Raw genomic sequence first — 16,130 nt, 5'->3', positions numbered from 1 at the left:
AGGAAACAGCAGCAGCCCCGACCAGCCGATAAACACGAATCTGTCGCGCTTGAGCCAGTCGTCGACGATGTCGAACCATCCTCGCTCCTGGCGCGCGCGCCCTACTGCGATGGTCATAGGACAATTTTCTCCAGAAAAAGACAACCAACCAAAAATGCAGTGCAGCACCGCCCCCAGCATTTCTGAGCGGCACCGCCCTTCTATCTTACGAAAAATTAATAAATTGCAACACTTCTCAGGATGAGGCTCTGCCCCAGCTTGGCCGGCACAGGGATCCCTTGTGTTTTAGGATGGGAAGGGTTTTGCCGGGATCCGCTTGCCTCAGCAGGACGAGGGTCATCGCAACACGGAGGGCATTGTGGTGCAAGCCAGGATTTTGTTTGCAGCGGCGGAGGCTGCCCCCATTGCCAAGGTGGGGGGTATGGCGGATGTGGTGGGATCCCTGCCCGTCGTTTTGCGCAAGCTGGGGCAGGATGTGCGCATCATCATGCCCCTGTACGGGTTTCTCTGGGACAAGTTCGGCCCGGAACCGGGGCAATACCCCCGCTCCAAGGATCCCATCTGGTCTAAACAGGTCATGGGGCAGGTGGCCGATATTTACGAAAGCGTTTTGCCCGGCACCGATGTGCCCCTCTACTTGGTCAGCCACTATTGTTTTGCTCCCCACCGCATCTACTACGGCGAGGACGAGTTCTGGCGCTTTACTTTTTTTGCCAACGCCGTGGCTGAATTTGCCTGGACCTACTACCCTTGGAAACCCAACATCATCCACTGCCACGACTGGCACACCGGCATGATCCCGGCCTGGATGCACCAGGCTCCCGATATCGGCACCGTCTTTACCATCCACAACCTGGCCTATCAGGGGCCTTGGCGTTGGCAACTGGAACGCATGACCTGGCTGCCCTGGTATTTTTCCGCCCACAACACCATGGCTGCCGGGATCCTCTACGCCGACCAAGTGAATACGGTTTCGCCCACCTACGCCATGGAGATCCGCACCAGCCTCCATGGAGAGGGCCTCCAGGATCTGCTGGCCTGGAAAGGGGAGCGCCTGCGGGGGATCCTGAACGGCATCGACACCGAGAAGTTCGATCCCCGCACCGATCCCGCTCTCGAGGCCAACTTCAGCATCGACGACCTCAGCGGCCGGGCGGTGAACAAGGCGGCGCTCCAGTCTCGCTTGGGTTTGACCGTTAACCCCGACGTGTTCTTGATGGGCATGGTAGCGCGTTTGGTGGAACAAAAGGGGATCGATCTGCTTATCCAAACCCTGGATCGCTTTTTGGCCTATAGCGATTCACAATTTGTCTTGCTGGGCAGCGGGGAAGCCTACTACGAGGGGCGGATCCGGGAGATGGCCGAGCGGCACCCGGGCAGAATGGCCTATCAACAGGGTTACCAGCCGCAACTGGCTCAGTTGATCTATGGAGGAGCAGACGTCTTTTTGATGCCCAGCCGCTTTGAGCCCTGTGGCATCAGCCAGATGATCGCCATGCGCTACGGCTGTGTGCCCATTGCCCGCCGCACGGGAGGGCTGGTGGATACGGTCAGCCATCACATTCCCAGCAAGGGGATCGGTACGGGCTACTGCTTTGATCGCTACGAAGCCCTGGACTTCTACACCTGCTTGGCGCGGGCTTGGGAGGCCTTTCAGCACAAAGACACTTGGCAGGCGCTGCAAAAGCGGGGCATGGCCACCGACTTCAGTTGGCAGCGCTCGGCGCTGGAATACCTGCGCCTGTACGAGCTGATTATGAACTTGCCGCTGAGGCCGGAAAAGACCTCCTCTGAGAATCAGCCCGCCCCCACTTAGCTCTACTCCGTCCAAACAGCCAGCCTCCCAGCAACTTCTGGCTGAGGGGATCCCTGAGCTGCGGCGGAGGCACCCAGAGTGAGATAAAGTAGAACGGGTTAACGAGGTTTTGAGGACTGCCTGCCAATGTTCGGACGACGTCCCGCTGTTATTGGCCAAGGTCGGCGCCAAGACGCCACTGTCCAAGGGCTCAACTTTCTGCGCCGTTCTTGGGCGCGGTTGGCTTTCGGCTTGTTGCTTGGCCTTGTCCTGGGCGTCGGCTCGACTCTCTGGGCCACGGCTCAAGAGCTGCCCCCTGGCCAGCAGCTCATTCCCAACCCGCAGCAGTTTCGGGCCCTAGAACAGCCCAACAATGCCCTCAGCGTGTTGCGGGCTGAACAACTGGCTGCCGAAGCCGATGCCGCCATCCAAGCGCAAAACTACGACCGGGCCATCGAGCTGCTGCAACAGGTGTTCAACGCCTACAACCAGCGCTCCAACTACCACCAAGATCTCTCCCGGGCTTTTGCCGGGATCCAAAACCGCATCTCCGAAGAGCAGCGGGAGCTGGCCCGCGTTGCCGCCCAGGCCCGAGATGAGGCTGCCTACAATCTGGCCGTGGTCTATCGGGCTGCCGGGCGCCCCGAGGAGGCCGTAGCCTGGCTGATTCAGGTCATCAAGAGCCAGACCCCAACCCGGGAGCTAGGCACCCAGGCCTACCAGCAGCTTCTGGAGATCGGCTTCGTCAGCACCCCCTTCCCCTAGCGCTCCTCTCCCAGATGCCGGTAGAAAGCCAGCGCTGTTTGCCCGTAGGCCCGCTGGTCAAAGCGCAGCAGGGATCCCACCTGGTCGGGCAGCTCGTGGCTGCTGCGGTGCTCGACGATCAAAGTTCCGCCTGGCTTGAGGAGGGGCGGGATCAGCGGCAGCAGGGGGGCATACAGACCCGCCTCGTAGGGGGGAGCAAAGTAGACGTAATCAAAGGGATCCAAACCCAAGCCTCGGCTGAGCAGCTTGCGGGCATCTCCCTGGATGACCTGGAAAGATTGCCCCGGCTGCGCCACCTTGGCCCAGTTGGCTCGGATGATGCGACAGGCAGGGGCGGCGATCTCGATCCCGGCCACAAAGGCCGCCCCATGGCACAGGGCCTCTGCCCCCACTGTGCCGGCTCCACAGCAGAGATCCAGCCAGCGACAGCCCTCCACCTGCCCCCGCAAGATGTTGAACAGGGCCTGCCTCACCCGCCCAGGGGTGGGTCGAGTGCCCAGGCCGGCAGGGGTCTGCAGCGCTCGTTTGCCGCTGATACGCAGGCCCATTAGTGTTAGGGGGAGGGAGTCGGTGTAGGCAACTGGCCGGTTAACCCGCTGCGCTGGGCGGCACGATCCCGTTCCATCTGGATCTGCTCCACCAAAGCTTCAGGCAACTGGGCAGCAGCCTGCAGGGCTTGGTCGAAAAGGGGAACTGCCTCCCGGTCTTGGCCCTTGGCAACCAAAATTTGCGCCTTGAGGTAGTAGAGCTCAGGGTTGTTGCAGGAAGCAGCAATGGCCCGCTCCACCGCCTCCAGCGCCTCGTCAAAGCGTTTCATATCCCGATAGGCCAGGGCTTGGCCGCGGTAGGACAAATAGTCAGGCGCTGCCAGGCGAAATTGATTCAACGCTTTCTCCCGATAGGTCAGCAGCAAATCCATATAGCCGTTGAGGAGATTCAGCTCTGGGTCGCTGCTGTCCACGGCCTGGGCGGCCCGGATGGACGCAAACAATTGATTGAGGGTGGGCAATGCCTTGGGCAGCCCGATCACCACCCCCTCCCGCACCACAGTGTTGGCCGCCTCCAGCCCATAGCCCACGCCCTCATACAGGTTGCCGCGCAAGGGATCCGTCTTTTTCAGCTCGGCAGCCACTTGTCGGGTTTGGGTGGCCAACTGGGCAAAAGCATCCAGATCCCCCTCCTGGTAGGCCAGCGCCGCCAACAGGGCATAGACCATTGGCTCGTCGGGGGAAGCTTTCTTGGCTATTTCCAGCTTCTCTCGGCTCTGGGTGTAGCGGCCTGCGCAGAAAAACTCCTCAAACGCCGCAGCCACCTCAGGGCTGATGGGGCGGGCATTGGCCCCGCTGCGAAAAGGATCCTGCGCCCAAACCGGCAAGGCGGATCCCCACACCCAACACAGGATCCCTGCGAGCTTGGCCCCTCTGCCGAACTTGTCGCTTCTCATCCCCTGGCCTCAGCACCCACTACGAACTTTTAGCGAATCGACGCGTCCTTGACCTGCTCTTCAGCGCAGCATTTGCGCAATCGCAGCAATGGCTGCGTCCTGAACCAACTCATTGGTCTCGTGGGCCAGGAGAGCGTGCAAGGGATCCAGGGCGCGCGGATCCCCGATTTGGCCGAGGGCGCGGGCTGCCGCCTCCCGCACCGCCGGCTCGCCGTCAGAAAGCTTGGTCAGCAAAGCCGGCACCGCCTCAACTGCACGCATTTGACCCAACTGATAGATGGTTTGCAGTTGGGCCTCAAGAGGGGTTGTCGCAGCTGTAGGAACAGAGCCGTACACAGAGATGCCAGGAGAGTAGCCGTAGGAGCCCCGGCCCGCCATGGCGATGGCCGAAAGGGCCTGCAACGCCTCTAGGGCATGATACCGCTCTGCCTCGTTCATATGCGGCAATTGGGCCACCAGGTTGTCAAAGGCTTGCTGTACAGGGTCAGCAGCCGCAGCCTGTTGGACAATGCGAGCAAGGTTTTGGTCGGCCCGCATCTGTTGCCAAGACTGGAGCATCGCCAAGCCGGCAACCACCAAAGCAGCATCGGCCAAAACAGCCAGCAGTGCCATCCCGCCCCAAATCTTGCTGCGACGGCTGAGCTTTCGCATCTGCTTATCCAGGTAGACGAAAGCCTGGTGCTGCCGCTCCCAAAAGTCAGGGGCCACCTGCAGAGTTTGGGCGCTCAGATCAGGAGACAGAAGGTTTTCCTCGCGGGCCACCTCCAAGCTTTGCAGCCTCTGGTTTAGGCGAGAAAAGTGTTTCGTCCAGAGCCAAGTAAACATCAGATCCCATCCTCTCTCCGAGCCTGCCAATGGAGCCAAATCTCCCTGACACAGCAATCTAGGGACTCGTGCTTGCATCCGTTAAGCGACAGGATAACAAAAGCCTCGGCCCCCCACCACCCGCTCTCGAGCGAAAAAGCGCAGCGCGGAAGCAAGCCATGGCTGCGGTGAAGCGCTCGGTGGTGACCCCCCCATAGACAGCCGCCCGCACCTTAGGCAGGCGGGAGCATAATCCGCTCCGAAAGACCTAGGAACACCGGGTACTGAGCACAGCCGAGCACCGTTCAGCGCTGCATCGAGATCGTCATCCTTCTCTAAGCGATCTTTCTGGCAACGAAGCAATTTTCGGCCCGGCGGCATTTCCCGCCGGAGCAGCATCGCGTTTGCGCCAGCAGACTGTGGGCCCTACGCAGTTGGCTGGACGGACAAAACAACCTGTCTTGTCCACTTCCAGTTCCCCAAACAGAGGATTCCCAGGGGCAACCGAATCCTGGCAGATTCCTTACAATCTACGCTCAGATCAGCTCGCTTACCGGGAAGCGATCCAGCAGTTTTTGGGCTTCGCGAGCGTTTTCCCGCAACTCGGCTGGCAGATGGGGTATGTAGGGAATCTGGGAGAGCAAATCCAGCGTGCGGCGAATCAGGCGCACAATATCCCCAGCATCCAGGTTGGTGCTGGCCTCTAGCTGTTCCCAAGGGATCCCTTGCGCCCAGTGTTCCACGATCCCGGCCAAGCCAGGCTCAAACCCAATCGGCACGTGAAACACCTGGTGTTGCCGCTGGCTGCGGAACAGTTGCCGCCGCAAGCCTCGTAAGCCATGCAGCACATCCTCGACTAGCCCGGAAGTACGCAGCCGGCTGTAGGTACCCGAACGGGGAGGCTCGGCCACCAGGGCAGCGATCACCCCAGCGAAGTGATGGGGAGCACAGCCTAGACATTCGCCAGATAGCAAAGCCAGCGCCAGCCAGAGCTCGTTATCTCCCCGCAGAGCGGCTACCACCTCTCCGCTGGCGGTAGGTTGATACTCCCGCAAACAGTCGAACTCCTGCAACACCCCCACCAAGGCCATAAATTGCTGCCAGCGCAACTCCTGTACCGAGTCGCTTTGCCGCTCCAGGTGCTGCAGACGCTTGCGCAGGCGCTGGCGCTTTTCCTGTAAACCCAGCAGCTTTTTCCCAACCCTGTGGGCAGGGTTTGCGCGGATGCGGGCTTCCAGGGCGCGGATCTTTTCCTCTTGGGCTTGGATGTGGGGAAAGGCCAATAGGCGCAGGGTGGGATCCGGCTCGGCTTCTCGCTGTTTGAGCAGGTAGCGCAAGATGCGCCGCTCTTCCCGCCGTTGCGCCTGCACTTTCTCGTAGCGGGCGATGTCTTCGTCGGAAATACCCTCCAAGAGGCGGTCGATCTCTTCCAGCTCGGCGCGAGTGCGCTGGAGCTCCTGTTGTTCGGGCAACCTTTGCAGCGAGAGCAAATACTGGCCAAAGCTGCGGTTGATGAGATCCCGGGCCGCCTCCAGAGAGTGCTTCTGCAGCAAGTTCAGCACCATGCCATAGGTGGGGGTAAACTGGCTCACCAGGGGATCCGCTCCTGCCGTGGCCAGCCGCGCTGCCTCTTGCGCCCCCTCAAAGGGAGATTGCAAGGTCACCACATGCCCAATCACATCTTTGCCCCGCCGTCCAGCCCGCCCTGACATTTGCATAAACTCAGAGGCAGTTAGAAGGCGATGGCCGTTGTCGGTGCGCTTGGAGAGGGAGGAAATCACCGTCGTGCGGGCGGGCATGTTGATCCCGGCAGCCAGCGTCTCGGTGGCAAAAACTAGCTTCACCAGCCCCTGCTGAAACAGGTGCTCGACCAGGCCCTTCCAGGCGGGCAACAGGCCGGCATGGTGGGCGGCAATCCCCCGGTAGAGGGCATCCAGTTGATCCCGGCGCACTGCCTCTGGCATTTCCTGGCAGAAACGGTCGATCTGCTCGGCCAACTGCCGCCGCTCTTCTTCAGAGCCAATTAAGTCCAAGTTTCCCAAACTGGCCACCGCCAGGTCACAGCCCTTGCGGCTGAAGATGAAATAGATGGCCGGCAGCATATCCCGTCGGCGCAGGTTTTCCACCACCTGGGCCATATCCGGTACTTCTCCGTAGGGAGCCTGGCCTGACTTGGAGGGCTTGCTTCTCAGGCGGCGATTGCAAACCCACTGGCCTGACTCGGTTTGCTCCAGCAGGGGGAACAGCCCTTTGCGATTGGCAAAGTGAAATTGCAGCGGCACTGGGCGATGGCTGGAATCGACAAGTCGCGTGGGGCCATGCACCTGGTTCATCCAGTCAGTAAGCTGGTCGCTGTTGGCCAGGGTGGCCGAGAGGGCAACAAGCTGGATGTGGGCAGGGCAGTAGATAATTGCCTCTTCCCAGACAGTGCCCCGCTGTTGGTCGTTCATGTAGTGGCATTCGTCCAGGATCACCGCCTGCACGTCCCGCAAGGGATCCCGGCTTAGAGCCTCCGCCTCTTCCCACGCATCCCTCTCGCTGCCGTAGGGCCCGCGCTGGACAGCCAGAGAGAGCGGCGTGCCGTAGAGCATATTGCGGAAGATCTCGGTGGTCATCACCAAGATCGGCGCTTCCCGGTTGATGGAGATGTCGCCGGTGAGGAGGCCAACCCGCTCCGGGCCGAATTGCTGGCTGAAATCGCGAAACTTTTGGTTGGAAAGAGCCTTCAGAGGGGTTGTGTAGAAAACCCGCTTGCCTTGGGACAAGGCTCGGTGGATGGCATACTCTCCAATCAGGGTCTTGCCGGATCCTGTAGGTGCACAGACCACCACCGATTCCCCAGCGGCCAGAGCTTGAATCGCTTGGATCTGAAACTCATCCAGCTCAAAAGGGAAAAGCCTGCGCAACTCGTCCAGCAAGTCGGTCGCCGGAGAGAGAAGCAAGTTCATGGGATCTGAAAAATCAAAAACAACCTAAAAGCTAGCCACCTTGCTGCTGCTTGTGTGCTATACCCTTCAGGATACAAGCTTGACTTGGGTGTTGGCTCCGGGTTGCGGGCCCTGAAGCCTGGGCAATGCTAAAATGGGGTGCCGTTGCCGGGTGCCATCGTGCTGGTTGTTATCGACAACTACGACAGCTTCACCTACAACCTGGTGCAATACCTGGGGGAGCTAGGCGCAGGGGTACGAGTTTTTCGCAATGACGAGATTTCAGTGGCCCAGCTGCGCCAGATGCGTCCCCAGGCGGTTGTCATTTCTCCAGGGCCAGGACGGCCCGAAGATGCCGGCATCTCGCTGGAGTTGATCCGCGAGCTGGGGCCGGAGCTGCCGATTTTGGGCGTCTGTCTGGGTCACCAGTGCATTGGACAGGTCTACGGCGGTCGGATCGTGCGCGCACCTGAGCTGATGCACGGCAAGACTTCCCTCATCTATCATCGAGGGGTGGGAGTGTTTGAGGGGCTGAGCCAGCCTTTTGTTGCAACTCGCTACCACAGCTTGGTGATTGAGGCTTCCACCTGTCCTGACGAACTAGAGGTGACGGCCCAAACCCAGGACGGCATCATTATGGGGATCCGCCACCGCCGCTATCTTCATGTGCAGGGCGTGCAGTTCCACCCGGAGAGCATTTTGACCGCGGAGGGCAAACGCCTGCTGAGCAACTTCCTGCGCTTGGCCCAGATCCCTACCTCGGGATTGCTCCAGCCGGCGGCTGCCGTCGTCGCGTCAGGGATCCCGTGCCCATGAAGCGTCGCCAACTTTTGCAAGCCAGCGCCGGCCTGCTGGGATCCCTTGCCGTAGGGGGTCAGCGGGCGGGTGCTCAAACAGGGGGATCCCTGGAGTTCACCCCCCAGAGCCTGCAACTGACCTGGCTGCACCACAGTTGCGTTTTGTTCGAGGGGGAGGGCAAGCGCTTTCTGGTCAACCCCTTCCGCCCGGCGGGCTGTACAGCCGGCTACCCTGCTCCCAGCGTTGCTGCCGATCTGGTGCTGCTCAGCAGCCGTCTCCTGGACGAAGGGGCTTTGGACGTGGTGCCGGGCAACCCCAGGGTGCTGTTTCAGCCGGGGGACTACTTCATCGACGGGATCCGCGTGCAGGGGGTGCGCATGCCGCGGGGCCCCCGCTTTGGCCTCAACGTGGGCTGGCGCTGGCGCATGGCCGGGATCGACATTGTCCATTTGGGAGGGGCACTGCAGCCCATTGGCCGGGAACAGTCCATCCTGCTGGCTCGCCCTGACCTGTTGCTGGTGCCGGTGGGGGGTGGGCCGAAAAACTACGATCCCGCCGCGGCCAAGGCGGCCATCGAAGCGCTGCAGCCCAAGTTGGTCATCCCGACTATGTACCGCACCGCCGCCGCCGAGGAGTCCCAGTGCGAGCTGCAGCCTCTAGAAGCGTTTTTGCGCCTCTTTCCCGCCGCTGCCGCGCAACCTGCCCTCAGCAACCCCTTGCTGCTCTCGGCCCAGGCCCTGCCCAGCCAAGGGATCGCCATCCTGTTCTTTGAGGAGTAGGGCCATGAGGCGCAGGCGGTGGGCTGTAGGTGTCGGGTTGGGATCCCTGCTGCTAGGCGGTCTGGAGCTCTATGGGTACAGCTTGCCGGCAGATCCCCAGGCTCTGGCCACTGCCAACCCGCTGCGGCTGCAGTTGGCCCTCTGGCTGGGGAAAGACGCCAACGCCGTTGAGGAGCGGGGCAAGACGGCTCTGTTCTTCGTAGAAAGCGGCCTCAACACCCGCCTTTTGCTGGCTGCCGGGGCGGATCCCAACCGGTTGGATCGCGGCGGGGCCAGCCCCCTGCACCAGGCTGCCCGCCTGGGCAACGCTGAGGTCACCCAAGCCTTGCTGGAGGGAGGGGCTGACGTCAACGCCTGCTTCGGGGCCGGCGGCTTGGCCCTGCATTTTGCCGCTTGGTCGGGCAACCCTGAAGTGGTGCGGCTGCTGCTGGAACATGGCTCTGAGATCGACGAGCCGGACGGCTACGGCCTCACCCCTTTGCAAATTGCCCAGGACATGCGCCGCTGGGAAGCGGCGATTCTGCTTTCCCAATGGCCCCGCCCCAACCATAAGGACAATCCCTGAGCCAGCCCTACCACCCCAGCACCCAGGCGAAGATCAAAGGCGCCACGATGGTGGCATCCGACTCGATGACGAACTTGGGTGTGTCGACCCCTAACTTGCCCCAGGTGATCTTCTCGTTGGGCACCGCCCCCGAGTAGGAGCCGTAGCTGGTGGTGGAGTCGCTGATCTGGCAGAAATAGCCCCACAGAGGGATCCCCTTGCGGCCCAGGTCTTGGTGCAGCATGGGCACTACGCAGATGGGAAAATCCCCGGCAATGCCGCCGCCAATTTGGAAGAAGCCGATGGAGCACTCTGCCGAGGTGCGCGTGTACCAGTCCGCCAGGTGGATCATGTACTCGATGCCCGTGCGGACGGTATGGACATGGCGGATCTCGCCGCTGATGCAGTGGGCAGCGTACATGTTGCCGGTGGTGGAGTCCTCCCAGCCCGGTACGTAGATGGGCAAGTCGGCCTCCATGGCCGCATAGACCCAAGAATCCCGCGGATTGATCTGGTAGTAGGGCTCCAGCCGGCCGCTGCGCAGGATGCGGTAGATGAACTCGTGCGGGAAGTAGCGCTCCCCCGCCTGATCGGCAGCCGTCCACTCTTCCAGCAGAGCTTTTTCCAGGCGCCGCATCGCCTCTTCTTCGGGAATGCAGGTATCGGTTACCCGGTTCAGGTGCCGCTCCAGCAGCTCCTGCTCCTGCTGCGGGCTGAGATCGCGGTAGTGGGGCACCCGCTCGTAGAAGTCGTGGGCGATGAGGTTAAAGATGTCTTCCTCCAGGTTAGCGCCGGTGCAGGAGATGGCGTGCACCTTGTTCTGCCGAATCATCTCGGCCAGAGAAAGGCCCAGCTCTGCCGTGCTCATGGCGCCGGCCAGGGTCACCATCATCTTGCCGCCTTTCTCCAGGTGAGCAGCGTAGCCCTTGGCGGCATCCACCAGGGCGGCGGCGTTGAAGTGGCGAAAGTGATGCTTAAGAAATTGGCTGATAGGACCTTTGGCCACTGCTTCTGCGGTTATCATGGTTGGGTTTCTAAGCAAGGCGGGTTCGCCTTCCCAAGGCACAGACTTCGTATCATAGCCAAACCTAAGAGCGCTGGCAAGCTTTTAGGGATCCCTTCAACCTTTTGTTTTGGACATTGCCGGCATGGCCATTGCTCTAGAGTACGTTCGCGAGATCTACTATCGGCCGCTGCTGCAGTTGGTGTACGAGGCGCAAACGGTGCATCGGCAGCACCATCCGCCTGGCCGGGTTCAACTCTGCGCCCTGGTCAACATCAAGTCGGGCCGCTGCCCGGAAGACTGCGCCTATTGCCCCCAAAGCGCCCGCTACTCGACAGGGATCGAGACCTACCCCTTGATCTCGCTGGAGTCGCTGCGTCAGCAGGCCATGGCCGCCCAAAGGGCCGGCGCCACCCGGCTGTGTATGGGCGCTGCCTGGCGGTCGGCCCCGGCAGGGGAGGCGTTTGAGCGGGTGTTGGAGATGGTGCGCCTGGTGCGCAAGCTGGGGATGGAAGCCTGTGTCACCCTGGGGATGGTGTCGGCTGCCCAGGCGCAGCAATTGGCGGCGGCGGGTCTGACGGCCTACAACCACAATCTGGACACCTCGCCGGCGTTCTACCCCCGCATCATCACGACGCGCACCTATCGGGATCGCCTGGAGACACTGGCCCATGTGGCGGCAGCCGGCCTGCAGATCTGCTGTGGCGGCATTGTCGGCCTTGGGGAAAGCGACGAAGACCGCATCGGCCTGCTGCACGTTCTGGCCAACCTGACGCCGCCCCCCACTTCAGTGCCCATCAACGCTTTGGTTCCCGTGGCCGGCACGCCCCTAGGCCAGCTTCCCCCGCCCGATCCGCTGCTGCTGGTGCGCACCATCGCCACGGCCCGCCTGCTGCTGCCCACCGCCCAGATCCGGCTCTCGGCAGGGCGAAAAAACCTGTCCGAGAGCGAGCAGGCGTTGTGCTTCTTGGCGGGGGCCAACTCCATCTTCACCGGGGAAAGGTTGCTGACCACGCCCAATCCGGGCCAGGCTGCCGATGCGGCTTTGCTCGAGAAGCTGGGCCTGCAACCTCTGTAGAGGCATCTCCCCTTGCCCTTTCGGGATCCCTGCTTGTAACAATCTTTGCAGAAAATCGAACCCTCTTAACCCTGTCGGCAGCCATGCCAGAATGGTGGCGACAGTGTTCTTCAGGGTTGTCACGTCGGGTTCATGTCTCCTGTCAGCACTGCCGAGCCCCTTGCCGAAGTCCAATCCCCTGAGGCGGCTGCTGCTTCTCCTCCCCAGCCCTTGCCGGGGGAGACTGGGGAGCCGTCAAGGGGGGGGTTCTTTTGGGGATCCCTGCGGCGCTGGTGGTCTCGCTGGAAACAAAAGCTGCGCCTGGAGACCCAGTTGCTCTTTGTGGCCACGCTGGTGGTCTCGCTGGTGGTGAGCAGCTTCACCTTCTGGGCCGTCAGCACCGTGCAGCAGGATGCGCGCTTTAACGAAGCCCGCTTTGGCCGGGATCTGGGGCTGCTGTTGGCGGCCAATGTCGCCCCCCTGATCGCAGAAGATCGCATTGGCGAAGTGGCCCAGCTGTCGCGGCAATATTTTGAGAGCACCAGCAGCATTCGCTATTTGCTCTATGCCGACCCGGAGGGGAACATCTACTACGGGATCCCGTTTTCCAACCAGGAGGTGAAAACCTCCCTCAGCCTTACCCGTCGCATCCAACTGCCGGACAACCGCCCGCCTGCCGAGGGTCAGCCGCTGGTGCGCACCCACCTCACCCCTGCCGGGCGGGTGACGGACATTTTTGTCGGCATCTATCATCAGGGCCGCTTTTTGGGCACCCTCGGCCTTGGCATCAACCCCAACCCCGCCCTCGTGCGCTCGACGCAACTGGCGCGGGAGGTCGCGATTGGAGTGTTCTTGGCGGTGTGGGTTCTGGCCATCCTGGGAGCCGTGGTCAACGCCCTCACCATTACTTACCCCATCAAAGCACTGGTCAAGGGCGTCCAGGAGATCACCAAGGGCAACTTCAAGCAGCGCATCGACCTGCCCTTTGGGGGAGAGCTGGCCCAGCTCATCGACAGCTTTAACGAGATGGCGGAGCGGCTGCAGAGCTACGAGGAGCAGAACATCGAAGAACTGGCCGCCGCCAAGGCCAAGCTGGAGACTTTGGTTTTCTCCATCGTCGATGCCGCCATTTTGCTGGACGCTGAGTTTCGCGTACTCTTGCTCAACCCGGCGGCTTCCCGCATGTTCGGCTGGGAGGGCGAGCCTGTTTTGGGCAAGCCCTTGCCGGAGCTGTTGCCCGAGGATCTGCGGCAGCAGTTGGCCCGCCCCCTGATGCAAATTGCCCGCGGGGATCAAGAGGCAGAGGAAATTCGCGTCAACCTCAGCGGCCCCACCAAGCGCGTCATCCGCATCCTGCTGTCGCCGGTGTCGGATCCGCGGCGGCAAAACCTCAAGGGGATCGTGATGACGGTGCAGGACATCACCCGCGAGGTGGAGCTCAACGAGGCCAAGGCCCAGTTCATCAGCAACATCAGCCACGAGCTGCGCACCCCACTCTTTAGCATCAAGTCCTTCATCGAGACCCTCTACGAGTACGGCGAGCAGATGTCGCCAGAGGAGCGGCTGGACTATCTGGAAATTGCCAACCGCGAAACCGATCGCCTCACCCGCCTGGTCAACGATGTGTTGGATTTGTCCCGTCTGGAGTCGGGGAAACAGTACCACTTCGAGGCTGTCGATATTGCAGCGGTGATCGAGCAAACCCTGCGCACCCACCACCTGCAAGCCCGCGACAAAGGGATCCAGTTGCGCAAGTTCGTCGATCCGGATCTGCCCCTGGTGTGGGGCAACTACGATCTGCTGCTGCAAGTGATGACCAATCTCTTGGGCAATGCCCTCAAGTTCACGCCCTCGGGAGGGCTGGTGACGGTGCATGCCCACCCGGTCGTGCAGGCGGATGGATCCCCGCAGGCGGTGCGGGTGGCGGTGGCCGATACGGGCATCGGCATTGCCCCGGAGGATCAGGAGCGGATCTTCGACCGCTTTTTCCGGGTGGAGAACCGCGTCCACACCCTGGAGGGCACCGGCCTGGGCCTGGCCATCGTGCGCAACATCCTGGAGAAACACCACACCCGCATCTGCCTGGAAAGCAAGCTGGAACAGGGATCCACCTTCTGGTTCGACCTGCACCTCTACACCGAAAACGGGCCGCTGGAGTTTGCCGCCCAGCCAGGCGAAACGGATCCCCCCAGTTGCCGCTGGCGGGAGGACTCCCGTCACACCCATCAATCTTGAGGAGCAGAAATGGACAGCCTACCGGCAATTTTTTGGGATTGGGCCTCAGCGCTGCCTGCGGCTTTCGCATTTTTGTGCCGCTGTTGGTGATGAACCTGGCAGCTCGCTCCGGGCATCTGCCGTTGGCTCCCGATCTGCAGTGGATTGGGTCGGAAGAGGCGCTGTCGGTTTTTGCGGTGGCTACCTTTTTCGAGGTTGCTGCCTACTGTGTACCCTGGGTGGATAACCTGCTGGACGTGGTGGCAACGCCGGTGGCGGTAGCGGCCGGGATCCTGGTGATGTCGGCGGCAAGGGATCCCTCTACACTGGAGAAGGTTTTGAGTTGTGAGGGGTTGCTGCCATGCCGCCTCGCTGGCCCCGGAAGCCCTCCCGTCGGGATCCTGAGTTTCGCAAGCTGGATGACCGCTACACCTACGCGGCGCATCTGGCTGTTTTTCTCTGCAGCGCGTCGGGGCTGGTGTTTTTCCAGCAGCTGTATCGGGCGGATTGGCCGTGGCTGCTGCCGCTGTTGGGCGGGTGGGGCCTAGGCCTGGGGATCCACAGCTTCTGGATCTTTTTTGTGGCCCGCTATCCTGCCGATCCGGGTTTGGTGGAGCTCCCCCCCGAAGCCAACGAAGACTCTGCAGAAGCCGGCTAGCGGCCTCCTTCAAGGGGAGCCAGAAGAGAAGAGGCGCTGTCGTCGTTGCCGCTGCAGCAGCAGGGGGGAAAGGTCGCTCTCGTCGTAGATATCCCCCACCAGCTCTTCCAAAATGTCCTCCAGCGTAATGAGGCCGGTGGTGCCGCCAAACTCATCCACCACGATCCCCAGGTGTTGGCGGGAGCGCAGCATCTCTTTGAGCAGCAGGCTGACGCGCTTGGTCTCGGGCACAAAAAAAGGCGGGGACATGGCCTTGGTCACCTCGGCATTGCCCTTTTGCTCCAGGTAGCGCAGGGCCTGCTTGAGGTGGATGACGCCGACGATCTCGTCCTTGGATTCCCCCTGCACGGGGATTCGGGAGTAGCCCGTCTCCAGGCAGAGCTTCACCACATCCTGCAGCGTTTTGTCGTGGGAAATGGTCTCCATTTTTACCCTTGGCTTGGCCACATCCCCAGCCTGGAGCAAATCCAACGCCAGCGCCCCGCGAAACAGGCGCCGTTTTTGCCAATCCAGTAGCCCTCGCTGCCCCAGCACATCGATCAACAGCTCCAAATCCTTGAGGGAAGCGGTGGCTTTCAGCGGCGAGAGCTCCAACAGGTTGAACAGTCTGCTGACAACCCACTCAGAGGCAGCGGTAAAAGGGCGCAGCAGCACCGAGAGGACATGGACAGGCCGCACCACCCAGCGGAACACTGCCAGCGGATGGCTCACCGCCAAAGACTTGGGCGCCACTTCCCCCACCAGGAGCACCAGGATCGTGGTGGGCACGGTGGCGGCCAAAGCTCCAAACTGGGATCCCAGCAGCTCAATAGAGATGGTGGTGGCCAGGGCGGCAATGCCGATGTTGACAAAGTTGTTCACCAACAACAGGGTGGTGATCATCCGTGAGCGCTGTTGTTGAGCCAGTCGATAGAGGCCTTGCGGATCCCCTTGTTCTTCGATCAGGGACTCCAAGCGCAGGTTGTCCATAGCCGTGATGGCGGTTTCCGCTCCGGAGCAGGCCCCTGAGAGGAGAAGCAGAAAAGCCAGGAGGAGGACATTACCCATAGTGCTCGCGGCTACCCAGAGCCGGATACGAGTGATTTGGGCCGAGGGGGAGCAGGGCAGGCCAGTATCTCTTCGTCAACAGGATTCCTACCTTAGCGGTTCTGGCCAAGCGCATCGCCCCCCCAAGGCTCAACACCTCAGAATTGAATTGGCCCCATCTCGCAAGCTTGAGAAAATCTTCAGGGTTCAGATAACTTCAGATAATATCGAAATGGGCTGCCCCGGATCGCTCCAAAAGCTGCCGGTACAGCCTCACAATTTTGTCTTCCACCTCAGCTTGGCTCAGGTGATCCGT

15 protein-coding genes and 1 pseudogene are annotated in these 16,130 nt (G+C 61.5%); 9 read left to right on the top strand and 7 right to left on the bottom strand.

Annotation, left to right across the window (positions count from 1 at the left end; translation table 11 throughout):
- Window positions 1-117 (bottom strand): annotated as a pseudogene (locus NW809_RS04765) (photosystem II D2 protein (photosystem q(a) protein)); the annotation flags it as partial.
- A 304-nt stretch (window positions 118-421) separates the two neighbouring features.
- Here NW809_RS04765 and glgA point away from each other — a divergent pair.
- Window positions 422-1,816, top strand: a complete 1,395-nt coding sequence (gene glgA, locus NW809_RS04760; RefSeq protein ID WP_049749844.1) for a glycogen synthase GlgA — start codon at window positions 422-424, stop codon at window positions 1,814-1,816.
- Between the two features lie 126 nt (window positions 1,817-1,942).
- Window positions 1,943-2,560, top strand: a complete 618-nt coding sequence (locus NW809_RS04755; protein ID WP_414401638.1) for a hypothetical protein — start codon at window positions 1,943-1,945, stop codon at window positions 2,558-2,560.
- Here the strand turns inward: NW809_RS04755 and rsmD are convergent.
- From rsmD to NW809_RS04735, 4 genes are all read right to left on the bottom strand, one after another.
- Window positions 2,557-3,108, bottom strand: a complete 552-nt coding sequence (gene rsmD / locus NW809_RS04750; protein WP_011431433.1) for a 16S rRNA (guanine(966)-N(2))-methyltransferase RsmD — start codon at window positions 3,106-3,108, stop codon at window positions 2,557-2,559. The genes NW809_RS04755 and rsmD overlap by 4 nt on opposite strands.
- A gap of 5 nt (window positions 3,109-3,113) precedes the next feature.
- On the bottom strand, window positions 3,114-4,004 hold the full coding sequence (locus NW809_RS04745; protein WP_011431434.1) for a Sll0314/Alr1548 family TPR repeat-containing protein: 891 nt from the start codon (window positions 4,002-4,004) through the stop codon (window positions 3,114-3,116).
- 60 nt (window positions 4,005-4,064) lie between these two features.
- Entirely contained in the window at window positions 4,065-4,829 is a 765-nt protein-coding gene (locus NW809_RS04740) for a HEAT repeat domain-containing protein (protein WP_228375357.1), read from the bottom strand.
- A gap of 515 nt (window positions 4,830-5,344) precedes the next feature.
- On the bottom strand, window positions 5,345-7,756 hold the full coding sequence (locus tag NW809_RS04735; RefSeq protein ID WP_414401637.1) for a DEAD/DEAH box helicase: 2,412 nt from the start codon (window positions 7,754-7,756) through the stop codon (window positions 5,345-5,347).
- Window positions 7,757-7,915: 159 nt separating this feature from the next.
- Between NW809_RS04735 and NW809_RS04730 the strand changes: the two genes are divergently transcribed.
- The 3 genes from NW809_RS04730 to NW809_RS04720 are packed head-to-tail and all read left to right on the top strand — an operon-like array spanning window position 7,916 to window position 9,877.
- Window positions 7,916-8,551, top strand: a complete 636-nt coding sequence (locus NW809_RS04730) for an anthranilate synthase component II (RefSeq protein WP_414401639.1) — start codon at window positions 7,916-7,918, stop codon at window positions 8,549-8,551.
- Complete coding sequence (locus tag NW809_RS04725; protein ID WP_041438624.1) at window positions 8,548-9,312, top strand: MBL fold metallo-hydrolase; 765 nt, start codon at window positions 8,548-8,550, stop codon at window positions 9,310-9,312. Before NW809_RS04730 ends, NW809_RS04725 begins: the two co-directional genes overlap by 4 nt.
- 4 nt (window positions 9,313-9,316) lie before the next feature.
- Window positions 9,317-9,877: an ankyrin repeat domain-containing protein gene (locus tag NW809_RS04720; protein ID WP_414401636.1), complete on the top strand. Its 561-nt coding sequence runs from the start codon at window positions 9,317-9,319 to the stop codon at window positions 9,875-9,877.
- Window positions 9,878-9,884: 7 nt separating this feature from the next.
- Here the strand turns inward: NW809_RS04720 and NW809_RS04715 are convergent, their stop codons facing one another.
- The gene (locus NW809_RS04715; protein WP_011431440.1) at window positions 9,885-10,880 is read right to left on the bottom strand and encodes a deoxyhypusine synthase family protein; all 996 of its coding nucleotides are present in this window, start codon (window positions 10,878-10,880) and stop codon (window positions 9,885-9,887) included.
- Between the two features lie 124 nt (window positions 10,881-11,004).
- Here NW809_RS04715 and bioB point away from each other — a divergent pair, with 124 nt between their 5' ends.
- The 4 genes from bioB to NW809_RS04695 all read left to right on the top strand — a co-directional run bounded on the left by bioB (window position 11,005) and on the right by NW809_RS04695 (window position 14,788).
- Window positions 11,005-11,937, top strand: a complete 933-nt coding sequence (gene bioB / locus NW809_RS04710) for a biotin synthase BioB (protein ID WP_011431441.1) — start codon at window positions 11,005-11,007, stop codon at window positions 11,935-11,937.
- Between the two features lie 132 nt (window positions 11,938-12,069).
- Complete coding sequence (locus NW809_RS04705) at window positions 12,070-14,151, top strand: ATP-binding protein (RefSeq protein WP_071813535.1); 2,082 nt, start codon at window positions 12,070-12,072, stop codon at window positions 14,149-14,151.
- Between the two features lie 32 nt (window positions 14,152-14,183).
- Window positions 14,184-14,678 carry a DUF4126 domain-containing protein gene (locus NW809_RS04700; protein ID WP_240531054.1) on the top strand — a complete coding sequence of 165 codons (495 nt, stop codon included), beginning with the start codon at window positions 14,184-14,186 and terminating at the stop codon, window positions 14,676-14,678.
- On the top strand, window positions 14,576-14,788 hold the full coding sequence (locus tag NW809_RS04695; RefSeq protein WP_240531069.1) for a hypothetical protein: 213 nt from the start codon (window positions 14,576-14,578) through the stop codon (window positions 14,786-14,788). The genes NW809_RS04700 and NW809_RS04695 overlap by 103 nt, the downstream gene beginning before the upstream one ends.
- Window positions 14,789-14,797: 9 nt before the next feature.
- On the opposite strand, the gene NW809_RS04690 is transcribed toward NW809_RS04695, so the two are convergent.
- Window positions 14,798-15,835 (bottom strand): hemolysin family protein, encoded by a 1,038-nt coding sequence (locus NW809_RS04690; protein ID WP_414401635.1) that lies wholly within the window; start codon window positions 15,833-15,835, stop codon window positions 14,798-14,800.
- Window positions 15,836-16,130 lie beyond the last annotated feature (295 nt).

Origin of the sequence: Synechococcus sp. WC101 (genome assembly GCF_047461555.1) — a bacterium.
Taxonomy (GTDB): Bacteria; Cyanobacteriota; Cyanobacteriia; order Thermostichales; family Thermostichaceae; genus Thermostichus.
Note: the sequence above shows the minus strand (reverse complement) of the source record. Positions and strands in the feature narration are given on the sequence as shown.

Bases quoted from the DNA above. Each gene is read 5' to 3' on its own strand.
- NW809_RS04755 (WP_414401638.1), top strand. From the start codon at position 1,943: ATGTTCGGACGACGTCCCGCTGTTATTGGCCAAGGTCGGCGCCAAGAC.
- NW809_RS04720 (WP_414401636.1), top strand. From the start codon at position 9,317: ATGAGGCGCAGGCGGTGGGCTGTAGGTGTCGGGTTGGGATCCCTGCTG.
- rsmD (WP_011431433.1), bottom strand. From the start codon at position 3,108: ATGGGCCTGCGTATCAGCGGCAAACGAGCGCTGCAGACCCCTGCCGGC.
- NW809_RS04740 (WP_228375357.1), bottom strand. From the start codon at position 4,829: ATGTTTACTTGGCTCTGGACGAAACACTTTTCTCGCCTAAACCAGAGG.
- NW809_RS04705 (WP_071813535.1), top strand. From the start codon at position 12,070: ATGTCTCCTGTCAGCACTGCCGAGCCCCTTGCCGAAGTCCAATCCCCT.
- bioB (WP_011431441.1), top strand. From the start codon at position 11,005: ATGGCCATTGCTCTAGAGTACGTTCGCGAGATCTACTATCGGCCGCTG.
- NW809_RS04715 (WP_011431440.1), bottom strand. From the start codon at position 10,880: ATGATAACCGCAGAAGCAGTGGCCAAAGGTCCTATCAGCCAATTTCTT.
- NW809_RS04745 (WP_011431434.1), bottom strand. From the start codon at position 4,004: ATGAGAAGCGACAAGTTCGGCAGAGGGGCCAAGCTCGCAGGGATCCTG.
- NW809_RS04690 (WP_414401635.1), bottom strand. From the start codon at position 15,835: ATGGGTAATGTCCTCCTCCTGGCTTTTCTGCTTCTCCTCTCAGGGGCC.
- NW809_RS04725 (WP_041438624.1), top strand. From the start codon at position 8,548: ATGAAGCGTCGCCAACTTTTGCAAGCCAGCGCCGGCCTGCTGGGATCC.
- glgA (WP_049749844.1), top strand. From the start codon at position 422: ATGGCGGATGTGGTGGGATCCCTGCCCGTCGTTTTGCGCAAGCTGGGG.
- NW809_RS04735 (WP_414401637.1), bottom strand. From the start codon at position 7,756: ATGAACTTGCTTCTCTCTCCGGCGACCGACTTGCTGGACGAGTTGCGC.